Annotated in this window: 14 protein-coding genes and 1 pseudogene; 4 read left to right on the top strand and 11 right to left on the bottom strand. The window is 45.4% G+C overall.

What is annotated here, in order from left to right:
• Nucleotides 1–254: 254 nt before the first annotated feature.
• Together F6K63_RS24050 and F6K63_RS24045 are read right to left on the bottom strand one after the other, a co-directional pair.
• On the bottom strand, nt 255–2,315 hold the full coding sequence (locus F6K63_RS24050; protein ID WP_008179634.1) for a phosphodiester glycosidase family protein: 2,061 nt from the start codon (nt 2,313–2,315) through the stop codon (nt 255–257).
• 255 nt (nt 2,316–2,570) lie between these two features.
• Nucleotides 2,571–2,825 carry a hypothetical protein gene (locus tag F6K63_RS24045; protein ID WP_008179632.1) on the bottom strand — a complete coding sequence of 85 codons (255 nt, stop codon included), beginning with the start codon at nt 2,823–2,825 and terminating at the stop codon, nt 2,571–2,573.
• A gap of 782 nt (nt 2,826–3,607) precedes the next feature.
• Here F6K63_RS24045 and F6K63_RS24040 point away from each other — a divergent pair.
• Nucleotides 3,608–8,416 (top strand): glutamate synthase-related protein, encoded by a 4,809-nt coding sequence (locus F6K63_RS24040; RefSeq protein WP_287313299.1) that lies wholly within the window; start codon nt 3,608–3,610, stop codon nt 8,414–8,416.
• Nucleotides 8,417–8,471: 55 nt separating this feature from the next.
• Here the strand turns inward: F6K63_RS24040 and F6K63_RS24035 are convergent, their stop codons facing one another.
• Together F6K63_RS24035 and F6K63_RS24030 are read right to left on the bottom strand one after the other, a co-directional pair.
• Nucleotides 8,472–8,630: a hypothetical protein gene (locus F6K63_RS24035; protein WP_287313292.1), complete on the bottom strand. Its 159-nt coding sequence runs from the start codon at nt 8,628–8,630 to the stop codon at nt 8,472–8,474.
• On the bottom strand, nt 8,630–8,800 hold the full coding sequence (locus tag F6K63_RS24030) for a hypothetical protein (RefSeq protein WP_287313291.1): 171 nt from the start codon (nt 8,798–8,800) through the stop codon (nt 8,630–8,632). The genes F6K63_RS24035 and F6K63_RS24030 overlap by 1 nt, the downstream gene beginning before the upstream one ends.
• Nucleotides 8,801–9,138: 338 nt before the next feature.
• Between F6K63_RS24030 and F6K63_RS24025 the strand changes: the two genes are divergently transcribed.
• Nucleotides 9,139–10,338: a DegT/DnrJ/EryC1/StrS family aminotransferase gene (locus tag F6K63_RS24025; protein WP_287313290.1), complete on the top strand. Its 1,200-nt coding sequence runs from the start codon at nt 9,139–9,141 to the stop codon at nt 10,336–10,338.
• A gap of 439 nt (nt 10,339–10,777) precedes the next feature.
• On the opposite strand, the gene F6K63_RS24020 is transcribed toward F6K63_RS24025, so the two are convergent.
• From F6K63_RS24020 to F6K63_RS24000, 5 genes and pseudogenes are all read right to left on the bottom strand, one after another.
• A complete protein-coding gene (locus F6K63_RS24020; RefSeq protein WP_287313289.1) occupies nt 10,778–11,038 on the bottom strand; it encodes a hypothetical protein in 261 nt (86 codons plus the stop codon).
• Nucleotides 11,039–11,567: 529 nt separating this feature from the next.
• Nucleotides 11,568–12,485: a polysaccharide deacetylase family protein gene (locus F6K63_RS24015; protein WP_287313288.1), complete on the bottom strand. Its 918-nt coding sequence runs from the start codon at nt 12,483–12,485 to the stop codon at nt 11,568–11,570.
• A 129-nt stretch (nt 12,486–12,614) separates the two neighbouring features.
• On the bottom strand, nt 12,615–14,171 hold the full coding sequence (locus F6K63_RS24010) for a bifunctional pantoate--beta-alanine ligase/(d)CMP kinase (protein WP_008179603.1): 1,557 nt from the start codon (nt 14,169–14,171) through the stop codon (nt 12,615–12,617).
• 116 nt (nt 14,172–14,287) lie between these two features.
• A pseudogene (locus tag F6K63_RS37395) lies at nt 14,288–14,683 on the bottom strand (septal ring lytic transglycosylase RlpA family protein); the annotation flags it as partial.
• A 701-nt stretch (nt 14,684–15,384) separates the two neighbouring features.
• Nucleotides 15,385–16,467, bottom strand: a complete 1,083-nt coding sequence (locus tag F6K63_RS24000) for a septal ring lytic transglycosylase RlpA family protein (protein ID WP_287313287.1) — start codon at nt 16,465–16,467, stop codon at nt 15,385–15,387.
• Nucleotides 16,468–17,139: 672 nt separating this feature from the next.
• Here F6K63_RS24000 and purM point away from each other — a divergent pair.
• Nucleotides 17,140–18,192: a phosphoribosylformylglycinamidine cyclo-ligase gene (purM, locus tag F6K63_RS23995; RefSeq protein ID WP_008179594.1), complete on the top strand. Its 1,053-nt coding sequence runs from the start codon at nt 17,140–17,142 to the stop codon at nt 18,190–18,192.
• Between the two features lies 1 nt (nt 18,193).
• Here the strand turns inward: purM and F6K63_RS23990 are convergent, their stop codons facing one another.
• Entirely contained in the window at nt 18,194–19,417 is a 1,224-nt protein-coding gene (locus F6K63_RS23990; RefSeq protein WP_044492266.1) for an RNA-guided endonuclease InsQ/TnpB family protein, read from the bottom strand.
• 55 nt (nt 19,418–19,472) lie between these two features.
• Between F6K63_RS23990 and F6K63_RS23985 the strand changes: the two genes are divergently transcribed.
• Nucleotides 19,473–19,604 (top strand): ribbon-helix-helix protein, CopG family, encoded by a 132-nt coding sequence (locus F6K63_RS23985; protein ID WP_008179590.1) that lies wholly within the window; start codon nt 19,473–19,475, stop codon nt 19,602–19,604.
• 318 nt (nt 19,605–19,922) lie between these two features.
• Here the strand turns inward: F6K63_RS23985 and F6K63_RS23980 are convergent, their stop codons facing one another.
• On the bottom strand, nt 19,923–21,560 hold the full coding sequence (locus F6K63_RS23980) for a DUF6930 domain-containing protein (RefSeq protein WP_008179589.1): 1,638 nt from the start codon (nt 21,558–21,560) through the stop codon (nt 19,923–19,925).
• Between the last annotated feature and the right edge of the window lie 381 nt (nt 21,561–21,941).

Genomic DNA, 21,941 nt, shown 5'->3' with positions numbered 1-21,941 from the left:
TACTAATTTCTAGCTTAAACAAAATCAAGGATAATTGACTATCACCAAACCTAGCAAACTATAACTATTTTTTTAATGTCAGATTAGTCTATTCCCTGAATTTATATCAATTCTTTACACTCTTATATAGTTATCTTGACCTAAGTGGAAGCTGAATAAACCTATAGTTAAGGGATTCGTGATTTCGGAAAATCTTAATAAATATGAGCACTTCATAATTCCTTCATACTTAATACTTAATACTTCTTAAACTATTAGGGAACAGGTGTAAAAAAGATGCCCAGACCGTTGTTAACTGGTGCTGCTGTATAGGGAGAGCGATCTAGGAGTTGACCACCTAGATAAAGTCCAGTTGAGCTACCCCCGTCAAGATTGAGGGCATTAATGGCTCCCAATTTCTGCATCAACTGAGCTGTTTCCCTTAATGTTGGGCCACGTCCAGTATGACTATACTGAAAAGCAGCAATAATCAATGTGCCATTAGCAGTGCTTCCAATAGCACTGCGTGGAGCAGACTGCTGAATAAAGGCATCACTAAATTGTTCCGATTTGCCATCCAAAACAATAAGCCTATCTTGTAGTAGCAGTGGTCCACCACCGAGAATATGGGGGTAGCCATTGAAGTCAGCGGGAAAGGTACTTCCCTCAATTCGCACTTGGGTACCGATACTAAGATCATGAACGGCTGTGCTGTTGGCCCTCAGGGTAACTAGATAGCCATTGGGGGGGATAGGAAAGGCTTGCTGACCGGCAAGTCCTCCAGGCAAAAGATGGGTGACCGAGTTGTTCTGGACAACTACGATGATTTCATGATCAATTAAGGGAGTGTAGGTTGGTCCGAAGGCGCGAGTGTAGCGGGCAATTCCAGCTTTGACATAACCACTGTTGAGGAATAGTACTGGCAAACGTTTCTGGTTTGAGGTAACTAAGGTTTCGGTCAGGCTCAGTCGTCCGAGTTTAACGTGACCGCGATCATTCCAAGCGATCGCTCCCCGATTCAAAATTGGACCAGATAACCACCGACTATCACGGCGAATTGCTCCTAAGGGCAATTGGTTGTTACGGTTGAAAAAGCCAGCATTAATTGCAGCAGATGCTTGCCACCACTGAGCAGCTTTAATTAGTGGGGCTGTTCCCACTTGCGTCGTAGCATTACTACCAATCGGTCTGAGGCGCAAGTGGTGAGATTTGGGGTCAACCTCCAGCCACACCACTGGGAAACTAGTATCTTTGAGACTAATCAACTGCTGACGCCACTGGATGCCAGGTGCCCAGAGAATATTTTTCTTGACCATGGCATCGGGTCGCAAATCAATCACCAATCGAAACGGGTTAGGCAAGGTGAAAACTCGCAGACGTTTACCTTTGGGGAAATCCACCCTGAGCCTAGTTTGGTTCTGATGGCTTTCTAAGCGGATAACCGGTTTATCCATAGGAGCGCCCACGGAAATGGGAGCTACATCTTCAGGCCCTTGGATCTTGGCACCCTCTAGAGCATTAAAACCCTTGACTAGTGACTGGTCGGCTGAGGCAGCTACTGTAATCACACCTTCAGTGCGTCGGTCATTGACTTGCCAGAAGGTTGGGCGGTCTAAATCAAGAACAATACGATTACCCCAAGGCTGACGTCCCTGGCGGATAGCCTTCACCCTGGCTGGCATGGAAGAGATATACAGCTTATCCCCGTGAACTTGTAACTGCCAACCTGCTGTTTTGGCAAAATCGGTAATATCTAGATATCGATAAGCACCACTAACTTGGCTGGGGAAAACTACTGATGTACTCCGGGGTTTAGAAAACCACCGGATCGGTTGCTTGGTAAAATCTTTACTATTGAGCATTTCTATGCCCAAAGTTTGCATCGCTCCTACATCACTGATGCCAGTGCGCACTGAGGTTCCGACCAGCCACTGCTGCCAAGGTAAGTTGATCCGCTGACCATTTAAATACACTTGAAACCCTTGTCGGATCACCTGGGGGGGGACAGAGAAAAACTCTACCTCTAAGGTGTTATCAGGCATGGGTGGTAGCTCTTCCAATAGTTTCTTCCCCTTTAAAACTAGGATGTTCTCCTGGGTGGTTTGGGATAAACTTTGAACGAGGACAGGGGTCTCTTCATCTGCTGGGGGCAACTGGTTAAGTAACTCTTTAAAGCTATTTAAGATTAAGGGTTCAATTGCTCCAACTCGCCTATTTGCCGTAGCTACGGATGCTGGGAATAGAATTAGGAGCAAGAGGGTAATGGCTAGCTTGGAGATCTTAGTCCACACTTTTGTAGTATCAATTCCGGTCTTTGGTGTTACTCTAGTCACCATCAAAGGGTTCCATTGAGCATTGGTTGCTGCTAGTAGCCTGTTTCCTCAAAGGACTGATTTGGCTGAAAGCATACCTTTCATAGCCTAAATCAGTCAGCAAAAACTATAGAGAAGGTTTAATTTCACATACTCTTAACCTAGGCTCTAGGCATTTAGGCTCTAGGCATGGCGTTGCTTAATAATGGAATGATTTTATAGCAGTCGCCAGGGTAATTAGGACATGACAAAAGTCTCAAACTACAGTTTGGCTTGAGTTTAACTTCTGACTTCTGACTTCTGACTTCTGACTTCTGCTATAAGAGTAGGTGCGCGCCTCCAAGGCCGCGAGCAATCCCTCGCGGCCTTGGGTCGCACCTGTGGAATGGGCATCTTGCTTAGGTGCGCTCTTACTTGGCGAATTAAATTCGCCACGGGTCGCACCTGTGGAATGGGCATCTTGCGTGGAACTGGCATCTTGCCAGTTTCAATATCTTTTCGCGCGGGCAGGATGCCCACTCTACTTATATTCATTCAAAAATTGAGCAACGCTCTAGGCATTTAGGCTAAGTGGGTTCTAAAAAAGTTATGAAGCACTCCGGGTCAAGCACGGAGGCCCTCAACTCCGCCTTTTGTAAGACCTAAGACCATGAGCCTAATACCTAGGCATTTAGAGAGGAGATGCCACCTGGTCTAAACTAAGACTGTGATGAAGGCTACTGTGACAACATCAAGTCCTGTCAGTGCAAAAGAGTCGTTAAGAAAGCTATTTTGAGTTTCGCTCAATGGTCTTGATCACTGCTACGGTAAATCCACCAATTTCTTCCCGAGTAAAATTTTCAGTAGGTTTATGGAGAAATTAGGTATTGCTATCGCTAACCTATTTCTTATATCATGACTATCCACCTATATAGGTAAGTTTCTAGGATTTATGCCAGCGTCAGGGAACCCTGGTCACTTTGGTCATCAGCTAGGTGGTTAGTTGCATGCCCTTGTTGAAGCACTAAGCGTGTTGCTACTGGTAAAACCTGATCAGGTTAACTACATCCCTTGCTCTGTGTCGGAGGATGTAGCTTTTGTGTCAGCAGCTGACCAGATTTCATTGGATACTCAGGATAGGAGTTTCTAAGGGAAAAAAAGCTTGATAGATTTTTCCACCCAGGGACTCGGGATTAGACCCAACCAAATTCTGGCTCACCATTGATGGTAAATCATTGTTGATTTTTCCAGCCTAGTAGCAGTCTATAGGTCACTGCTACTAGGTTAATAGTCCTCAGTCTGTAATGAAAGCATCACTAAACACCGTGAATAATTGGATGAATAATATCGATAACCATAAAAACCAGGAAGATCTACAACACTATCACAAAAGGATACCGTATCCAGGTCAACGTTGGTTGGTGGAGGAACGAGATGCCTGTGGGGTTGGCTTTATTGCTTCTGGGCAGGGTATAGCTAGCCATAAATTGATTGAACAAGCTCTAGTGGCACTGGGTTGTTTAGAACACCGGGGGGGGTGTAGTGCTGACCAAGATTCAGGGGATGGTGCAGGCTTATTGACCGCTATTCCCTGGAAACTGTTGCAAAAATGGTTGACCGAACAAGGAATTGACCAGCCTCCTACGGAGCAGTTGGGAGTTGGGATGGTATTCTTGCCTCAGGATGAGACGTTGGTTAGCCAAGGTAAGTCAATTGTTGAGGAAGTCCTCGCTCAAGAAGGCTTAAAGGTTTTAGGCTGGCGTGTGGTACCAGTACGTTCAGAGATCCTGGGTATCCAAGCGAAAGCCAATCAACCCCATATCGAACAGTTGATCGTAGCCTCTGAAGGGGAGATAGGAGATGAACTGGAGCGTTTGCTGTTCAAAACTCGCTGTCGCATTGCTAAGGCCCTAAAATCTCAGAGTACCATCCGAGTGCCTGAGGATTGGTATTTTTGCTCTTTTTCTAGTCGCACGATTGTCTACAAAGGCATGGTGCGCTCAGCGGTACTTGGAGAGTTTTATTTAGATTTAAAAAATCCTGATTACCAGAGTGGTTTTGCTGTCTATCATCGACGCTTTAGCACCAATACTATGCCCAAGTGGCCCCTCGCTCAACCGATGCGCTTGTTGGGACATAATGGTGAGATTAATACTCTGTTGGGCAATGTCAACTGGATGATCGCCCGAGAGGCTGACTTGGCTCATCCGGTTTGGGAAAAAGGGTTGAAGGCAAATAACCTTGAATCTGCAACCGAAACTAACCTGAAACCAAATAACTCCTTAGATGAGATCAAGCCTATTATCAATCCAGAAAACAGTGACTCAGCCATCTTAGATAATGTATTTGAATTACTGGTGCAATCTGGACGCAGTCCTCTGGCAGGATTAATGATCATGGTGCCGGAGGCTTACCAAAATCAGCCGGATTTGGATAACTATCCGGAAATTGTTGATTTTTATGAATACTACAGTGGAATTCAGGAAGCTTGGGATGGTCCAGCGCTATTAGTATTCAGTGATGGGAAAACAGTGGGAGCCAGCCTAGACCGAAATGGATTACGACCGGCTCGTTATAGCATTACCCGGGATGGCTATGTGGTGGTGGCATCAGAAGTGGGGGTAGTGGACTTGCCAGAATCCGAGATTGTGGAAAAGGGCAGACTCGGACCAGGGCAAATGATTGCTGTTGACCTGGAAAGCAACGAAATTCTAAAAAACTGGGACATCAAGCAACGGGTGGCAGCTCAGCAACCCTATGGTCAATGGCTGAAGCAGTATCGTGTAAAATTGGAACCCCAACCCTTTACTGAGGCTCCTGAACAAGATGCGGCTGAGTTACTGCGTCAGCAGACCGCTTTTGGCTACACTGCTGAGGATGTGGAGATGATCATCCAGCCGATGAGCACCCAGGGGAAAGAACCTACTTTCTGTATGGGAGATGATATTCCCTTGGCGGTACTCTCCAATAAGTCTCGACTACTCTATGACTATTTCAAACAACGCTTTGCCCAGGTCACTAACCCACCTATTGACCCTCTGCGGGAAAGTTTGGTGATGTCGTTGAGTATAGAGCTGGGTGAGCGAGGGAATATATTAGAAGCTAAGCCCGAGTATGCCCAGTTGTTAAAGCTGGAAACCCCAGTACTCAATGAGGCCGAGTTGGCAGCGGTGAAAGCCTCAGGGTTTGAGACGGCTGAACTGTCTACTTTATTTGAAATTGCTACTGGTCCGGGGGGGCTAGAAGTAGCTGTGAGTCGTCTGTGTGACCAAGCGGCTGAGTCGGTAAGGGCTGGCAAAAAGATTCTGATTTTGAGTGATAAAACTGCTGGAGGGCTTTCTGAAAACTACACCTATATTCCACCGATGTTGGCTGTAGGTGCGGTTCACCACCACCTGATCTCTCAAGGATTAAGGATGAAGGCATCCATTATTGTGGAAACGGCTCAATGCTGGAGTACTCATCACTATGCTTGCTTAATCGGTTATGGTGCATCAGCAGTTTGTCCGTATTTGACTTGGGAATCGGTGCGGAATTGGTGGGCTAATCCTAAAACTCAAAAATTGATGGCCCAGGGGAAACTGGAAAGCCTAACCATAGACCAAGCTCAGAAAAATTATCGCAAGGCGGTAGAAGCAGGTTTATTGAAAATCCTATCTAAGATGGGAATTTCCCTATTATCGTCTTACCATGGCGCTCAGATTTTTGAAGCTATTGGCATTGGTGGGGATTTATTGGCACTAGCCTTTAAGGGAACTACATCCCGGCTGGGAGGTTTGAGTATTGCTGATTTAGCTCAGGAAGTGATGGAGTTTCACAAGCGGGCTTTCCCCCTGACGGCTAAGAAACTGGAAAACTTTGGCTTTATCAATTACCGTCCTCGGGGCGAGTATCACATGAACAGCCCTCAAATGGCTAAAGCCCTACACAAGGCGGTTTCTGCTTTCGTCCGTGACCAATCCTCTAACAATGGCAACGGGAAACATCACAAAGAGTTGGAAGTTAGCAAGTTGCAGGTTAAACCTTCAAACCTTGAAGCTAACAAAGAAGCCTACGACCACTACGATGTGTATCGCAAACTGTTGGAAGAGCGTCCAGCAACTGCACTACGAGATTTGTTGGACTTCAACAGCGACCAACCTACTATTGAGATCGAGGAAGTAGAACCTGTTGAGGAAATTGTCAAGCGCTTCTGTACCGGCGCAATGTCCCTAGGCTCTCTATCCCGAGAAGCTCATGAAACTCTAGCTATTGCGATGAACCGGATTGGCGGTAAATCCAACAGTGGTGAAGGGGGTGAAGACCCAGTGCGCTTCACCATTCTGAATGATGTGGATCAGACTGGTCATTCTCAGACTCTACCTCACTTAAAGGGATTACGTAATGGGGATGTTGCTTCCTCTGCGGTTAAGCAAGTAGCATCTGGTCGTTTTGGAGTAACACCAGAGTACCTGATGAGTGGGAAGCAGTTAGAAATTAAGATTGCTCAAGGTGCTAAGCCAGGGGAAGGGGGTCAGTTACCGGGTAAGAAGGTCAGTCCCTACATTGCTAAGCTGCGGCGTTCTAAGCCAGGGGTAACCCTAATTTCCCCACCACCCCATCATGATATCTATTCGATTGAAGACCTAGCGCAGCTGATTTTTGATTTGCATCAGATTAACCCTCAAGCTAAGGTATCTGTGAAGTTGGTGGCAGAAATTGGGATTGGAACTGTTGCGGCTGGGGTAGCTAAAGCGAATGCGGATGTAATCCAAATTTCTGGTCATGATGGCGGGACTGGAGCATCTCCCCTGAGTTCGATTAAGCACGCTGGAGTGCCTTGGGAACTGGGAGTAACTGAAGTACATCGGATCTTGATGGAAAACCAACTACGCGATCGCGTTTTGCTGCGGGTAGATGGTGGCTTAAAAACTGGTTGGGACGTACTGATGGCGGCCTTGATGGGAGGACAAGAGTTCGGTTTCGGTTCGGTATCGATGATTGCTGAAGGCTGCATTATGGCACGGATTTGCCATACCAATCAATGTCCTGTAGGAGTTGCTACTCAGCAAGAACGGCTGCGCCAGCGCTTTAGCGGGATTCCAGGCCATGTTGTCAACTTCTTCTACTTTGTGGCTCAGGAAGTGCGATCGCTTCTTGCCAAACTAGGTTACCGTTCCTTAAAGGATATCATTGGTCGGGCTGATCTACTCAAAGTCCGGGAGGACCTTGAGTTGACTAAGACATCTATGCTGAATCTAGATTGTCTGACTCAGCTGCCTGATACTCGCACAGACCGCAGTTGGCTCAACCATAAGGATGTCCACAGCAACGGCCCAGTGCTAGATGATCAACTGCTGGGTGACGCTGACCTGACGAATGCTATTCAAAACCATGGGTCTGTGACTAAAGATGTGGACATCGTGAACACTGACCGTACTGTAGGGGCTCGAATTGCTGGAGTAATTGCCAAGCAGTATGGTAACAGTGGTTTCGATGGAAACATTACTCTCAACTTCAAGGGGGCTGCGGGTCAAAGCTTTGGTGCCTTTAACCTGCCTAGTATGACCCTGATTTTAACTGGTGAAGCCAATGACTATGTAGGTAAAGGGATGCATGGTGGTGAAATTATTATCAAACCACCCGCTGATGCCACCTACGACCCAGCTAACAATGTGATTGTAGGTAACACCTGCCTCTACGGTGCCACTGGTGGAACATTATTTGCCCATGGCGGTGCTGGTGAGCGGTTTGGTGTGCGCAATTCTAAAGGCTGTGCTGTGATTGAGGCAGCTGGTGATCACTGCTGTGAATACATGACCGGTGGTGTAATTGTAGTCTTAGGGAAAGTGGGACGTAATGTCGGTGCTGGTATGACTGGTGGTTTAGCCTACTTCCTAGATGAAGAGGAGAGTTTTCCCGCCAAAGTGAACCAGGATGTCAAGATTCAACGGGTGATTTCAGCGGCTGGAGAGCAGCAGTTGAAAGGCTTAATTCAAGACCATGCTACTCGGACTGGTAGCCCGAAAGCCAACATGATTCTGGACAACTGGTCTGAATATCTGCCCAAATTCTGGCAAGTGGTACCACCTTCTGAGGCGGATACTCCTCAAGCGAATCCTGATGTGGCAGAGGAGCGGGAGTTAGTTTCTTCTACAGTAGGCTAAAGCACTTGAAGGTTGAACGCGCTTCGCAGCAAAGCGGGACGCGCGTCCATCGCGTTCAACCTTTCACTTGTTCTAGGTCAATCTTTTCGAGGCAAAATTCATTCACGGACTCTTGACGACGAATCATCATTTCCCTTACCCAATCATGATTACCTCGCTTAATATACTGTTCAATAGACCTCTTGCAAAAGTAGTTTTCTGATAGTGTTTGCATCAATTATTATCCACTGTTCCCAGATCCGCTTTTCCCTGTTCCGGACAACTGCCGCGAAGTCTAATACAGTAAGCATAATAGCCAATGTGATTAGACTCATCACTGATGAATTTATCGGACATCGTAGTTACCTTCTGCAAATCTTCAGGTTTGGCGTAGGCTTGCAGCACAGGACGCAAAATAAGTTTAATTTTACTGAAATTAAACTTATTAAATTAGCTATACCGAACTGGCTGTGTAAAAATTTTACCAAATTATTATAGCAGTATTAAATTATTCGTGAAATATATTGGCCAAAGCCATCGCTATAACCCTTGCCCAGCAACGATTACAGATGCTGATTTTACAAATAAATGATTTAGGATTGCTGTAGTATAATCCTGATTGGACGGTAATTTGAGTTTTTAAGCGATGCAGCGCGGTCTTGGGGAGCCAGTGCGGTCTTGGGGGTTCCCCCCATGAGCAACTGGCGTGGTTTCCCCCATGAGCGACTGCATCAAGAGATAGAATGATTTTTTCTAAAAACCCCATCCAATCAGACCTAGTCGGGAATAAGCGCGGTTTTATAGACACTAGGTTCGGTAGAGCCAAAATTCCCTTTGAAGGCTATAGTTTTCGCTTTGAGTTTCTCAAAAAACAGATTCTTGAGTTATTTGACGAAGTCATTTTATCTGGAAAATATACAGGACGCGGCCATCGTGTTATTGCTCTTGAAAAATCGATAAAAGATTTATGGGGGACAACCGGAATTGCCACATCATCTGGAACTATCTCTTTGCAAATAGCACTCATGTGCGCTGGAATCAATCCAGGGGATGAAGTAATAGTGCCTTCATTAACATTTATTTCAACAGCTTATGCTGTAAATGCAGTCGGAGGTATTCCAGTATTTGTAGATATAGACCCCAAAACACTAACCATTAATCCAGATGCAGTCTTGGATTCTATTACTAGCAAAACAGTAGCGATTATCCCAGTACATATGTATGGGCAAATGGCTGATATGGACAGATTAATGGATATAGCTAAAAAGTACAATCTAAAAATTATTGAAGATTGCGCACAAGCACATGGGGCTACTTATTATGGCAACTATGCTGGTAGTATGGGAGATTTTGGTTGTTTTTCTTTCTATAATGGTAAAAATATAGGCGGATTAGAAGATGGTGGCATGATCACAATGCAAGATGCCAAGAAGGTATCACAAGTCCTTCGTTTATGTGATTTAGGTAGAATCCCTGGAAATCGTTATAATCACGAGGTGTTTGGGCTCAGAGGGCGTATGGGAGAGTTTACAGCCGCATTAATAAATTTAGAATTAAAATTCTTAGAAGAGTGGAACCAACGTCGTAATTATATTGCTAATTATTACAACGCTCATTTTGATGGTTTACCACTACAGATTCCTTTTGTTGCTCCAGGGCGAACTCATGTTTATTATCTATACACTGTGATAACGGATTCAGTCCAGACAAGACAGAAATTAGAAGACCACTTAATTTCTGTTGGCATCGAAACTATGAGAATATATCCGAAATTGATTCCAGATAAACCTGTTTATCAAAATGGTTTACCTCATCGGGTAGGACGATTAACAATAGCAAAGCAAATCGTGGAAAAGTTATTATCTTTACCACTCTATCCAGAATTGGAGATGACCGATCTTAACAGAATAGTTAAAGCAGTGCAGCAAGTATTTTGCCAGTAGTCTATAGTCATACCAAATCCCCTTGATTGAGGAGGTGTTCTTTGTAGGGCAATGTATCAAAAAGGTTGCTAATCGGAGTATACCTGAAAGGTGTTTGAGAGGGCTTCTGGACTATGAGAGCAAGCGTAAGGATGATTTTAGCGATAGCGGTGGCATTCTCGCTTACTTAAGTTAGGTTGGGAGGGGAGCATGTCAAATTTGCAGAACAAATGTACTAAAATAGCTCATAACTGCTACTGACGCCCCAAAAACACTGTAATTCAAGGGTTTGTAGTTCAAGTGTTCTTACAAAATTGACCTGCTTCCTGCCGTTATTAAGGCACGCTACTAGATAACTACATAACTGAAGTTCCCCCAAAGTTTGAACTACTCGAAACCTCAATCCCAAGCTCTGTGGCGTTCCTAGGCTTGTCGGTACTTATTGCTACTGGGTACAGTTTTATTGAGAATGCTCACAACGTTTATCTGAAGGGCGTTTGAGCGATGCAGCGCGGTCTTGGGGAGGCAGCGCGGTCTTGGGGAGGCAGCGCGGTCTTGGGGAGGCAGCGCGGTCTTGGGGGTTCCCCCCATGAGCGACTGCCGTTGGTTTCCCCCACTCGCGCTTTGCCGTGGTCCCCCCCCACTCGCGCTTTGCCGTGGTTTCCCCCACTCGCGCTTTGCCGTGGTCTCCCCCATGAGCAACTGGCGTGGTTTCCCCCACTCGCGCTTTGCATCAAGAAGCGATTTGGTTCTCAAATAAAAATGCTACCAGTGCCTATAGTTGGATTATATTCCAATTGCAGACATACTTCAAGAACCAACATGGGTACACAATTTTTTGGCTCAATCGCTATATCCCTTATGGGGAGAGCTTTTAACTAGCATAGTAGTACAAATGAACGGGGGAACTTCAGACATAAGCGCATTTGGTGCCGAGTTTTGGGTAAGTCGTGAACAATTAACCGTTAACTTCTCAACAGTTAACAGTATTGTCTTAGTTCAAGATTTCAATCTCGGTTTGCTAGGTTAATTTGGGTAGATAACTTATCAAATAGGATAACTAAATTTCAGAAAGCTATGTCGCCATTTTGGCGGCAAATTTAATAATAAATGATACCAAGGTTAACCATCAAAGCCTTCAAGGTTAGATTAAGATAAAATTGATTATAACGGATTACTTATTTACCGGTTTAAAATTGACTCTTGACTGTCAAAAAAATAACGGTTAACCATTGATCAATACTTACAGATCACTTCTGTTCTTTTTGTGCCATCTCCAACTCTTTTTGTGCCATCTCCAACAATTCTGGTACGGTCACAAACTGGTAACCCTGCTTTCTCAATTCAGTAATAATTACCGGTAAAGCTCGTATTGTCTTGGAACGATTCCCGCCACCATCGTGGAGTAGTACAATTCCTCCCGGTTTCGCTCTGCGGAGCACATTATAGGTCAACCGACGTTGGTTTACCGAGTAATCCTCTGAGTCAGCTGACCAATTCACGATCACGTAATTTTTTTTTCGGGCGTAAGCCACTAAGCCATTGTTCATGATACCCCCAGGGGGTCTAAACAAAGAGGTCTTAACGTTAATAGTTTTGTAAATCCGTGCTGTGGTGTTATCAATTTCCTTAGCAGCTGCTAAAGTATTATGATAGTAATAACTATGGTTCCAACTATGGTTGCCAAGGGCATGACCATGGTCTACAATTTTTTTAAGCTCTTCTGGATATAGATAAACATTTCTTCCTACCACGAAGAAAGTTGCCTTAACATCATATTTTTTAAGGATGTGTAGCACATCGTTGGTCATCTTAGGCCAAGGGCCATCGTCAAAAGTCAAGGCAATCACTTTCTGTGGAGTTTTAAGCTCAACTTCCTCGATATATTTTCCCCGAAATTGGGGAGGAACATAGTTAATCCGCTTGCCTCTCTCTTGCTCTGCCCATTTAGCAATGCCTTGCTGCAAACCCTTATCTGGCTGCTTAGTTAACGTTTCAACCTTCTTTGAGTCAGTTTGCTGCTGTGGCATTTGCCTAGTGATTAGTGCAGCAATATTTTGGTTAGCCCATCGACTTGTTTTCAAGGTGTAGCCAGCCATACAACTTAGAATAGCAGCAATTATAATCCATGTACTGCGCGACCAGAATAAGCCCTCACGTTTTGCCAAAATTGGTCTCCTTTGCTCCTGCAAAAATACCAGGAAAGTAAATTATCATCTATAACTAACCATCATCTTATATACTGGTGGCTAGCTGTTGCCTAATTGTCTGTTTAATTGTCTGTTTAAGATTAGCGGTCAGCCATCCGGTGACAATTGCTGATAGTAGATATTGACAAGACAATCGGTAACTTCTGCAATACTCATACCATCGGTTTGTACTTCAATAGCATCAGCTGCCTTGCGCAAGGGGGCTACAGCACGGGTGCTGTCCTTCAGGTCGCGCTGTTGAATCTCCTGCTCCAGCTGTTCTAAGCTCACCTCTTGCCCCCGGTTTTTCAGGTCTTGCTGACGGCGACGTGCCCTTTCTTGGACAGAAGCCGTTAAGAATACTTTGACTTCTGCATTGGGAAAGACATGGGTGCCAATGTCACGACCTTCAGCCACTAATCCTCCTTGACGACCCCAGCGCTGCTGTTGTTTGAGTAACTCACGGCGTACTGAACTCAGGGCAGCCACTGTAGACACTTTGGCAGTAACGGACTGTGAGCGAATGACCTGGGTAACTTCTTCTCCATCAACCCACACCTGAATCCCAAACTCTCCCGGTTGATTATTAGTCAGATTAATTGTACACTTACTGACTAATTCTGCGATCGCAAGCTCATCCTCCAAGTCAATACCGGCTTTGAGCACCCGCCATGTCACAGCCCGGTACATGGCACCAGTATCAAGATACATCAATCCTAACTCTTTGGCTACCAAACGGCTAACGGTAGATTTTCCAGCTCCAGCCGGACCATCAATGGCCACAATCGGTTTGCGGTGGGACAGGAGTATATTGTCAATTAAACGAGTTGTACCTAAGTGAACTGCGATCGCTAATAATCCTTGCTCTTCAACCTGTTCGAGGGGAGTGAGAGTAACAGGATGTACTAATTCCACATACTCGACCTGGATATCCTGGGTTCCAGCTAATTCTGACATAACCCTCTCAATCAGATTGATGCGATCGCATAATCCACCTTGAAACGCTTTCTGAGCGCTACGCAACGCTTTATATAGTAATGATGCTTGGGCTTTTTGCTCTGGTGTCAGGTATTGATTGCGAGAACTACAAGCGAGTCCCGACTTTTCCCGCACAATCGGACAAGGAACAATTGTCACTGGTAACTTAAAATCTGCCACCATACACTGGATGATTGCCAACTGTTGGGCATCCTTTTGACCAAAATAGGCTCTGTTTGGTCGTACCAAATTCAACAGCTTGACCACAACAGTTGCCACACCCTGAAAAAAACCAGGACGAGAGACACCACATAGGACAGAAGTCATGGCTTTGGGTGGAACCACTTGAGTCAATTCATCACCCTTGTCCGCAGTGGGCATTGGATTGTCACCATACAACTGATCCACAGTGGGAGCAAAAATTGCATCAACTCCAATCTGTTGGCAAAGTTCTTGATCCTGAGCCAATCCACGGGGGTACTCCTGAAAATCCTCTGTCGGTGCAAACTGAAGAGGATTAACAAAAATACTAACAATCACCAGAGAATTTTCTCGTCTTGCCCGCTCAATTAAGCTTAAGTGACCGCTGTGCAAGGCTCCCATAGTGGTTACTAGACCCACTTCCTTGCCATGACCTTGACGTTCTAAGTAGCAGTGTAATCCAGCAGTTGTTGTAAACAGGTGCATAAGACTCTAGAGTTTAGATCCCTATTGATGTTAGCAACATAGTCCTATATAAATAGAAATCTCCAGGAGTTGCCAAGTAATTCCTGGAGATTTCTATTGGCTAATAACTAATTAATTTAATAAAGAATTTCTATACGCACAGACCCAGTGCCAGACCTTACCAGTCCAATTATTCTGGCAGCTCCTCTGGACAAGTCAATAATCCTACCCCTGACATAAGGTCCACGGTCATTAATCCGCACAATGACAGAGCGACCATTTCTGAGATTAGTCACTTTGACTCTAGTGCCAAACCGCAAAGTACGATGAGCAGCAGTCAGAGCGTATTGATTGAATCTTTCGCCACTAGCAGTGCGCCTGCCATGGAAACCTGAACCATACCAGGAAGCTATCCCCCTTACACTCCATCGCACTCGGCGACGGCTACGCCTTGCAATCGTTGGTACTTTTAGTGGTTGCCATGTCTGTGGTGAAGCAGTGCTTTTTTTGAGAGGAGAAGCTAAGCCGATCAGGATAGCGTTTCCTTGGAGATTAGAATTGGCAGAAGCTCTCTTCTCTTCTGACTTTGGAATCTCCTCAGTCGTAATTAGCTCAGACCCTGGCAAGGTTAAACTAGGAAGAGTTCTAAATTTATCTGGAAACTTAGCAAAATCAAACATCTGAACTTGCTGATTTGAGAGTTTTTCAGCATCTGGAATTGTGGCAGATTTCACCTCTGTCATCAGTGGTAAGTCAGGGTTATCTTTAACAGTATAGTCAAAGCCCTTAGCTGATGAAATATCAGTTGATAAATGATATAGCACTACGCGCTACTGTTAGGACATTCCTAAACTCCGAAACTTACTCATAGCTAACTTTTAGGTGCGACCCGTGGCGAATTTAATTCGCCGAACGCGCCCCGCGTCTCCTACGGAGAACGGAAAGCGCACCTTTGACTTCTGACTTCTAACTTCTGACTTGCGGGTAGCGCTATAAGCCTCACAGCTTAGTTGCTAGAGGCTATCCACTTAAACAATAAGCATTCAGCCTAGGGAGTTAGCTGAATGCTTAGCTTAAGCAGGGACACGGATGATACTAATGCTAATTGTCGTGCCTACCTGCAACAAATTTTTTCTTACCTTTGGTAATGGGGAATTGGGAATTGGGAATTGGATTACAATTAGCCATTAGCCATTACCCATTAGCCATTACCCATTGCGGTTGAAGATTGGAGTTAATATAAAACCTCTAGACGCACAGCAGCAGTGCCGGATCTTTCAAGTCCGATAACTCGGGCTGCGCCCCTGGAAAGGTCAATGAGCCGACTCCTGCTGTGGGGTCCACGGTCATTAATTCGCACAATGACGGAGCGACCATTTCTCATGTTAGTCACCCGCACCCTAGTCCCAAACCGCAAGGTACGATGAGCAGCAGTCAGGGCGTATTGATTAAATCGCTCACCACTGGCAGTGCGTCGGCCATGGAAACCCGGACCATACCAAGAAGCCATACCCCTCATCTGACTTCTTACTCGTCGAGTGGTACTCCTAGCTACTTTCTGTACTCTTCGTGGTTTTGGTGCTGGCGGTAAGTCGGCAATTTCTTTGAGAGGGGGAGCGTAACCGATCAGCCGTCGCAATCGATTAGTAGCTTGTAGAGCATCTTCAGCCAGGTCTTTAGTGGTATCTGGCAGAATTGTATTCTCATCAACTTGGACTAATTCTTCCTCATTGACTTGGATGCTGTAGCTTTTGTAGGAACCATTCCAACGGACAGTGATTGACTCAGCATTGACATTGTTGCGATGAAGTTCATTGATCCGAGCAGCAACCACTTGAGCCCGCTGAATTGAGTCATTTTCTGACCCCTTAGCATCCGATATCGTAGCGTTGCCTGGGGCAACAGAAGACGGAGTTGCTATCTTTTCAACCTCAGTAGCAACTCTGTCTTTGCTAGGGTCAGTATTGATTCCCTGTGAACCTAGGAAAGTCAGAACAGGAATACTGCGGACATACAGTGTAGCTGCCTGACGTCCTGCCAGTTGATAAGCATAAATATTGGTAATGATTTCTGAGGTACTGGCAGTCCTCAGTTGCTCTGGAAACTCAGCCAATTGAAACTCTGGTGTGGGCTGAGCTGGTAGTTTTTTTATTGCTGCAGTTGCGCTAGATGGCAATTCTTGTGCCAGTTGGGTATCAGAATTTCCTTTCACAGTCTGAACAACTGTCTCAGCGGATGAGACAGGAGTTGATGTTGTTGTACCGAGAACTGTTGTTAGGAAAGAAGCGGTGATGCCACCCCAAATTTTTTGATTCATAGGTCTGTTGTCTACGATAATTGGCAGTTTTAGGCATTATGGTGCTGCAAGAAACCCAGCAACATAACTTCAACTTGCCCATTAACTCCTCACAAATTGGTTATTAGTGATTTAACTAAAAACCTGAAACAGAATACCATGAAGTTTCTGATGGTGGAATCCCCATTTTATGAAGCTGTTACTAATAACTTGTCAAAATCGACTGTTGTAGATTGACCACAAACTAAGTTATATTAGTGGTTAGAGCTTTTGTGAAGTTTTTGTGAAGTAACGCCAATAATAGTTAATTCTTATCAATCCCATCAAGATCTGCGAAATAACTAATGAATCAACCTCAACAAATTTCCTCTATAAAGTAAACTTGAATACAGACTAGGTGCAACCAATTCTGGTAAGAAAGGGCGCTGACCACGGCGCTGACCACGGCGCTGACCACTACCTTCATCAAAACACTACTGATCTGACCCTATTTGCCCCCTAGGTCTTGATCGACACTACCCTGTAAGATCAGGTCAGGATAATTACCCTTAATAAAAATCTCCCTATCTCCCCATCTCCCCACACCTCCGTTTCTCCCCATCTTCCCCACCCTCTCCTTAATTATGGGTATTCAACCAGACTTGATATAAAATACATCCTGCATTTCTAGCTCAAAAGCATTTTTGTTTTCCCATGGATTATCGAGACGCTGGTGTTGATATTGAGGCAGGTCGAGGATTTATTAACCAAATCCGTAGCCTGGTAAAAAGTACCCACCGTTCGGAAGTATTAGGTGGACTAGGTGGTTTTAGTGGTTGCTTTCAGCTGCCAGTTGGATATACTGAGCCAGTGCTGGTATCTGGAACTGATGGAGTTGGTACTAAACTCAAATTGGCTCAAGACCTCAACCGCCATGACACTGTTGGCATTGATTTGGTAGCGATGTGCGTCAACGATGTCTTGACTGTTGGTGCGGAACCCCTGTTTTTCTTGGATTATTTAGCCACTGGCAAGCTCAACCAACAACAACTGACTCAGGTTGTTGCCGGTATTGCCCAAGGTTGTCGTCTGGCTGGGTGTGCTTTACTAGGAGGGGAAACCGCAGAAATGCCTGGTTTCTACGAACTCGCTGAGTATGACCTAGCAGGATTTTGTGTAGGAATTGTGGAAAAGAGCCGCATGCTTGACGGTTCCCAAGTCCAAATTGGAGATGTGGTAATTGGTTTGGCCAGTCAGGGCGTCCACAGCAATGGTTTTAGTCTGATCCGGAAAATTGTTCAGGATTCCCCAGACAACGCTCTTTCCTGGGACATAACTCCGGAATTTTTAGCTGGTAAAAGCTTAGGGGAGGAATTGTTGACACCAACTCAGATTTACGTCAAACCGGTGCTTGATGCTCGTAGGGCTGGTATCGAGATTCACGGTATGGCTCACATTACTGGCGGCGGTATCCCAGAAAACCTCCCTCGTTGCCTGGGTGCTGGACAATCCGTCCAGATTTATCCCAACAGCTGGGTGATTCCACCAATTTTTAAGTGGCTAGCCCAAACAGGTCAGGTTAGTCCTCAGGCAATGTTTGATACCTATAATATGGGGATTGGTTTTGTGCTGATTGTTCCTCAACAGCAGGTTGAGCAAACCCTAACATCGTTTAATTCACAGCAGGTAAATGCATGTAAAATTGGTGAAGTAATCCCAGGGGATGGTGGTGTTGTTGGTCTAGTGACATACTCCCGACGCTCATGAGTCACGCATAGAGCGCGGGCTTCTCAGGGACTCCTGCTATTGCATCGGACGCTACCTGAGCTTTATTGACGGAATGCCCTACCGCCAAATACTTGATATTGATTGCTGCATTGTGGTCACGGTCAATCGTCAGCCCGCATTCAGAACAGTTATGAAGCCTGTCTGAGAGCGTTTTTGGGACTTTTGCACCACATTCAGAGCAGTTTTGAGAAGTGCCGTTTGGATTCACCGCAATTGCCAACAATCCGGCTCTTTCAGCCTTGATTGAGAGAATTTGCAGGAATTGACCCCATCCAGCATCCGTAACAGATTTTGCCAGCCTAGATTTGGCTAGACCTTTGATGTTCAGCTTTTCATGTGCTAAATTCTTGCCTTGAGATAAAAGCTTTTTGGCGGTTTTGTAGTGAAAGTCTTTGCGCTGATTTGAAACTTTCAAGTGAGCTTTAGCGACTCGCTTAATAGCTTTCTTTCGACGGTTGGAACCTTTCTTCTTACGAGAAAGTGAGCGCTGCAACCGTTTCAGGCATCTCTCTGCTTTGCGATAGTGTTGAGGAATTGGCTCGTATGCCCCCGAATCATCTACCAGAAACTCTTTCAATCCCATATCAATCCCAATGGTATTATCGAGACTTGGAGCATCAGGAGTAAGAACGGGAACCGACGAATCTTGTAACGACAACGTGATGTAATACCCATCCGCTTTCTTGGTAATAGTTGCTGTTTTCACTTTGAAGCCATCTGGCAACGGACGATGCAGAATCATTTTCAACTTGCCAATCTTTGGTAGCTGGATCAATCGCCCGTCAATATGTTCTGGCTTAATGGGATCTGGAAACGCAATTGAACGATAACGCCCAACTCCTTTGAACCGGGGCTTACCGCTTCGCTTGCCGTTGCAATCCCCTTGGAGCCATCGATCAAACGTCTTTTTTACTCGTGCAATCACATCTTGCAGAGTATGTGACGGCAGATCCTTGTATTCGGGGAACAGCTTTTTCGAGTTGACCAGATCCCGTTTCTGAGCATAGAAATCAGGACGGTCTTTCAATTCTGGGAGATGACATACCAATGGACAGGCATTAATATCGCAGCGATTTTGCTCCCACCAATTAAACCGCTCTGCCAGCCGATAGTTGTATTGCCGACGGCAAATGTCAAGCCATTGGTCAATGGTGACTTGCTGTTGTCGAGTCAATCTTAATCGGTACTGGTAGGCGGTTCGCATAGGAAAAAATATTGTCGTGATACTATTGTAGTGCATATTTCCATACACTGCAATCATGACCAGTAAAGAAACAATCCAGATTCGACTCCCTAAAACCGAAAAAGATCGACTGGATTCCTATTGTCGAAAAACCGAAAGATCCATCACGGATGTTCTGCGGGAATTTATTCGTTCATTGCCTGAGTGAGTTGCTCGTCTCGTCGGTGTGGGTCGCACTCGCCTCAGTTCCTTCGGCATTGATTGACCCACCCTCCTCATCTCGCTCGCATTCTTCCCGACGCTCACCCTTCGGGTAGAGCGCGGGGCTGCTGCTGCTTTAGCTCATCCCGTGATCCGATCAGGCTTCTGGGTGGGCAGTCTCTCAATCATTAGACTTCGCGGCAGTTGTCAGGGAATAGGGAATAGGGAATAGGGAATAGGGAATAGGTCTCAAAATTGACTTAGAAGCTATCCAAAATGATTGCTTAGTTATTTTTGCAAGAGGTCTATTCTCTCAATCAGAAACTCAAAAGGGTGGCTCAGTTATTGAGGGTTCTGCCTTCAGGATTGCTATTCCCAAATCTGTAGTGGAGAGCGATCGCGCTTCAAACAATGCCATCATGTCACGAGGCTTGGGATTACCCCGAGATGCTCCTGCTAGACCTCTGGCAATAACTAAACCACAATAGCCCTGATTTTCACAACCCTCCTCCCACTGCTCGCGGGCAGCAGCATGGTTGGTATCGGTTTCAGAAAACTCTCCTAACAAATAAAGACTGCTGTTTTCTGTTTGGATAATGCCAAGGTCGTAGCGTGTGCCCTCAAAGGGGTCTTCCCCTGAATTAAAGCAAATCCCTTTGATTCCACCAGCAGTCTGGATCTGTTCTATCAACACTTGTGCCTTTGGTCGGGTGGTTTGAATCAAAATAACTGGCATGCCTTCCCCGATTGCTTTAATATTCTGAGACTGATAGGATTTGACACCAGAGCGAATAGATTCTATTGCTTCCCAAGACATCATGCCCAGCTTGAGGAAAGCATCCTTTGGCACAAGGTCATCCCGTAAGGGTATGGTCATCGACCCTGAATCGAAATCATCTTCCTCGGACTCAATTGCCATCTCTAACAACTCATCCGCTAGGTCAGGATGGGTGTTAACTTTAACGTTAACAGTAGATTTTGCTTCTAGGGGTACCGGGATGCGGTAACGCTTACCAATCTTGGGTAAGTTTTCGTCATCTAATTGCTCATGGTAATCGTGAACAAATCGCTGAATGGCTTCTAGGGCAACATAAATGGCGATCGCTTCTTCTTCATAAATATAAGGTCGCATTCCTTCCAAGGGATGGACTGTACCAAAGCCAGGTACAATCTCTGATACTGGCAAATCAGCTAAATCAATATCATCCTCTTCATCCTCATCTTCGGTATCATCCCCAAACCGCCCGAAGGTTAAAAACAAGCAATCTTGCCCTAAGAAAGCTTGTTCCATCTTGTCCCACGAGTCATCTGCCAGCACTGATGATCGGAACCGTTTCAGGGAATCCCAGGACCGATATAGTAGTACCCCGTACTCCATACCCAGCATACCCATTACTGAGACGTATAGAGTTTCCAAATCCCAGCGATTTAATTCAATCGAGATAATCTGATGATCAGCCACTACTTCCCAAGCAGCTTCATGCCAAATTTCATAGGCTTTTTCTATAAGTAGGTCGGCATACTTAGGTGGTAGCTGGGGTTGTCGAGTAGCCGCCATTTCCTCAAATCCCCGAAACAGTTCGTCAATCAAGGGTAAATTGGGTACATAATCAATTCCAATGTCTAACCCTTGAAGGACACCTCGCAAAAAAAACTGAATTTCTCGGTTACGAACAACAATCTTTGAGGGTCGTGCTGGTCTGGCGGGGCTTTGGGGATGTTCCATGGCTTGCATAAGGGCACGAACAATCGCTTCTGGTCCCATTGTTGGTGATACTAAATCCATTGCCCTGACAATGCCTTCTGAGCCATCCACCCAAAGAATGCAATCATTATGACCCTCACCATCCGGCTGATGATTGTTACCAATAACTGACAGGGGACGGCGGTCTCCCTCCCACACACTGGAAGTCTGTTGTAATTTATTGAGCCGACGACGAGTATTGCGATTCAAAGCAGACATAGAATAGTTTGGGTTGATTGCCTAAGTACCGACCATGAATAGCCAGTTGCTGGTGGATACTCCTATCTTACCGGGGTATAGTTGCACAAGCCCCCCTGATCCGAAGTTGCGTTTCACAGATTACATACATGGATTTGGGACACCACCAGACACCACCAGAAACTACCAGATCGAGATTAATAGTACTAGGTATGAATACAACTTTCGAGCAACACGTTCAGGAAACCCTTATGGTTAGTTGATTCCAGCTAATGGTGTTTCTCGTAACCAACAGGCAGCAATCACCGTTTTTGACACTCCTGCCTAACCCCCCTTCCCATGGCCTGGCTTTCTTCAATTCAGCTGGAGGAAAGCCTATACAGAAAATCCTGATCTAGAAAA

This window comes from Moorena sp. SIO1G6, assembly GCF_010672795.1.
GTDB classification, from domain to species: Bacteria; Cyanobacteriota; Cyanobacteriia; order Cyanobacteriales; family Coleofasciculaceae; genus Moorena; species Moorena producens.
This window is presented reverse-complemented; position numbering and strand designations above follow the sequence as displayed.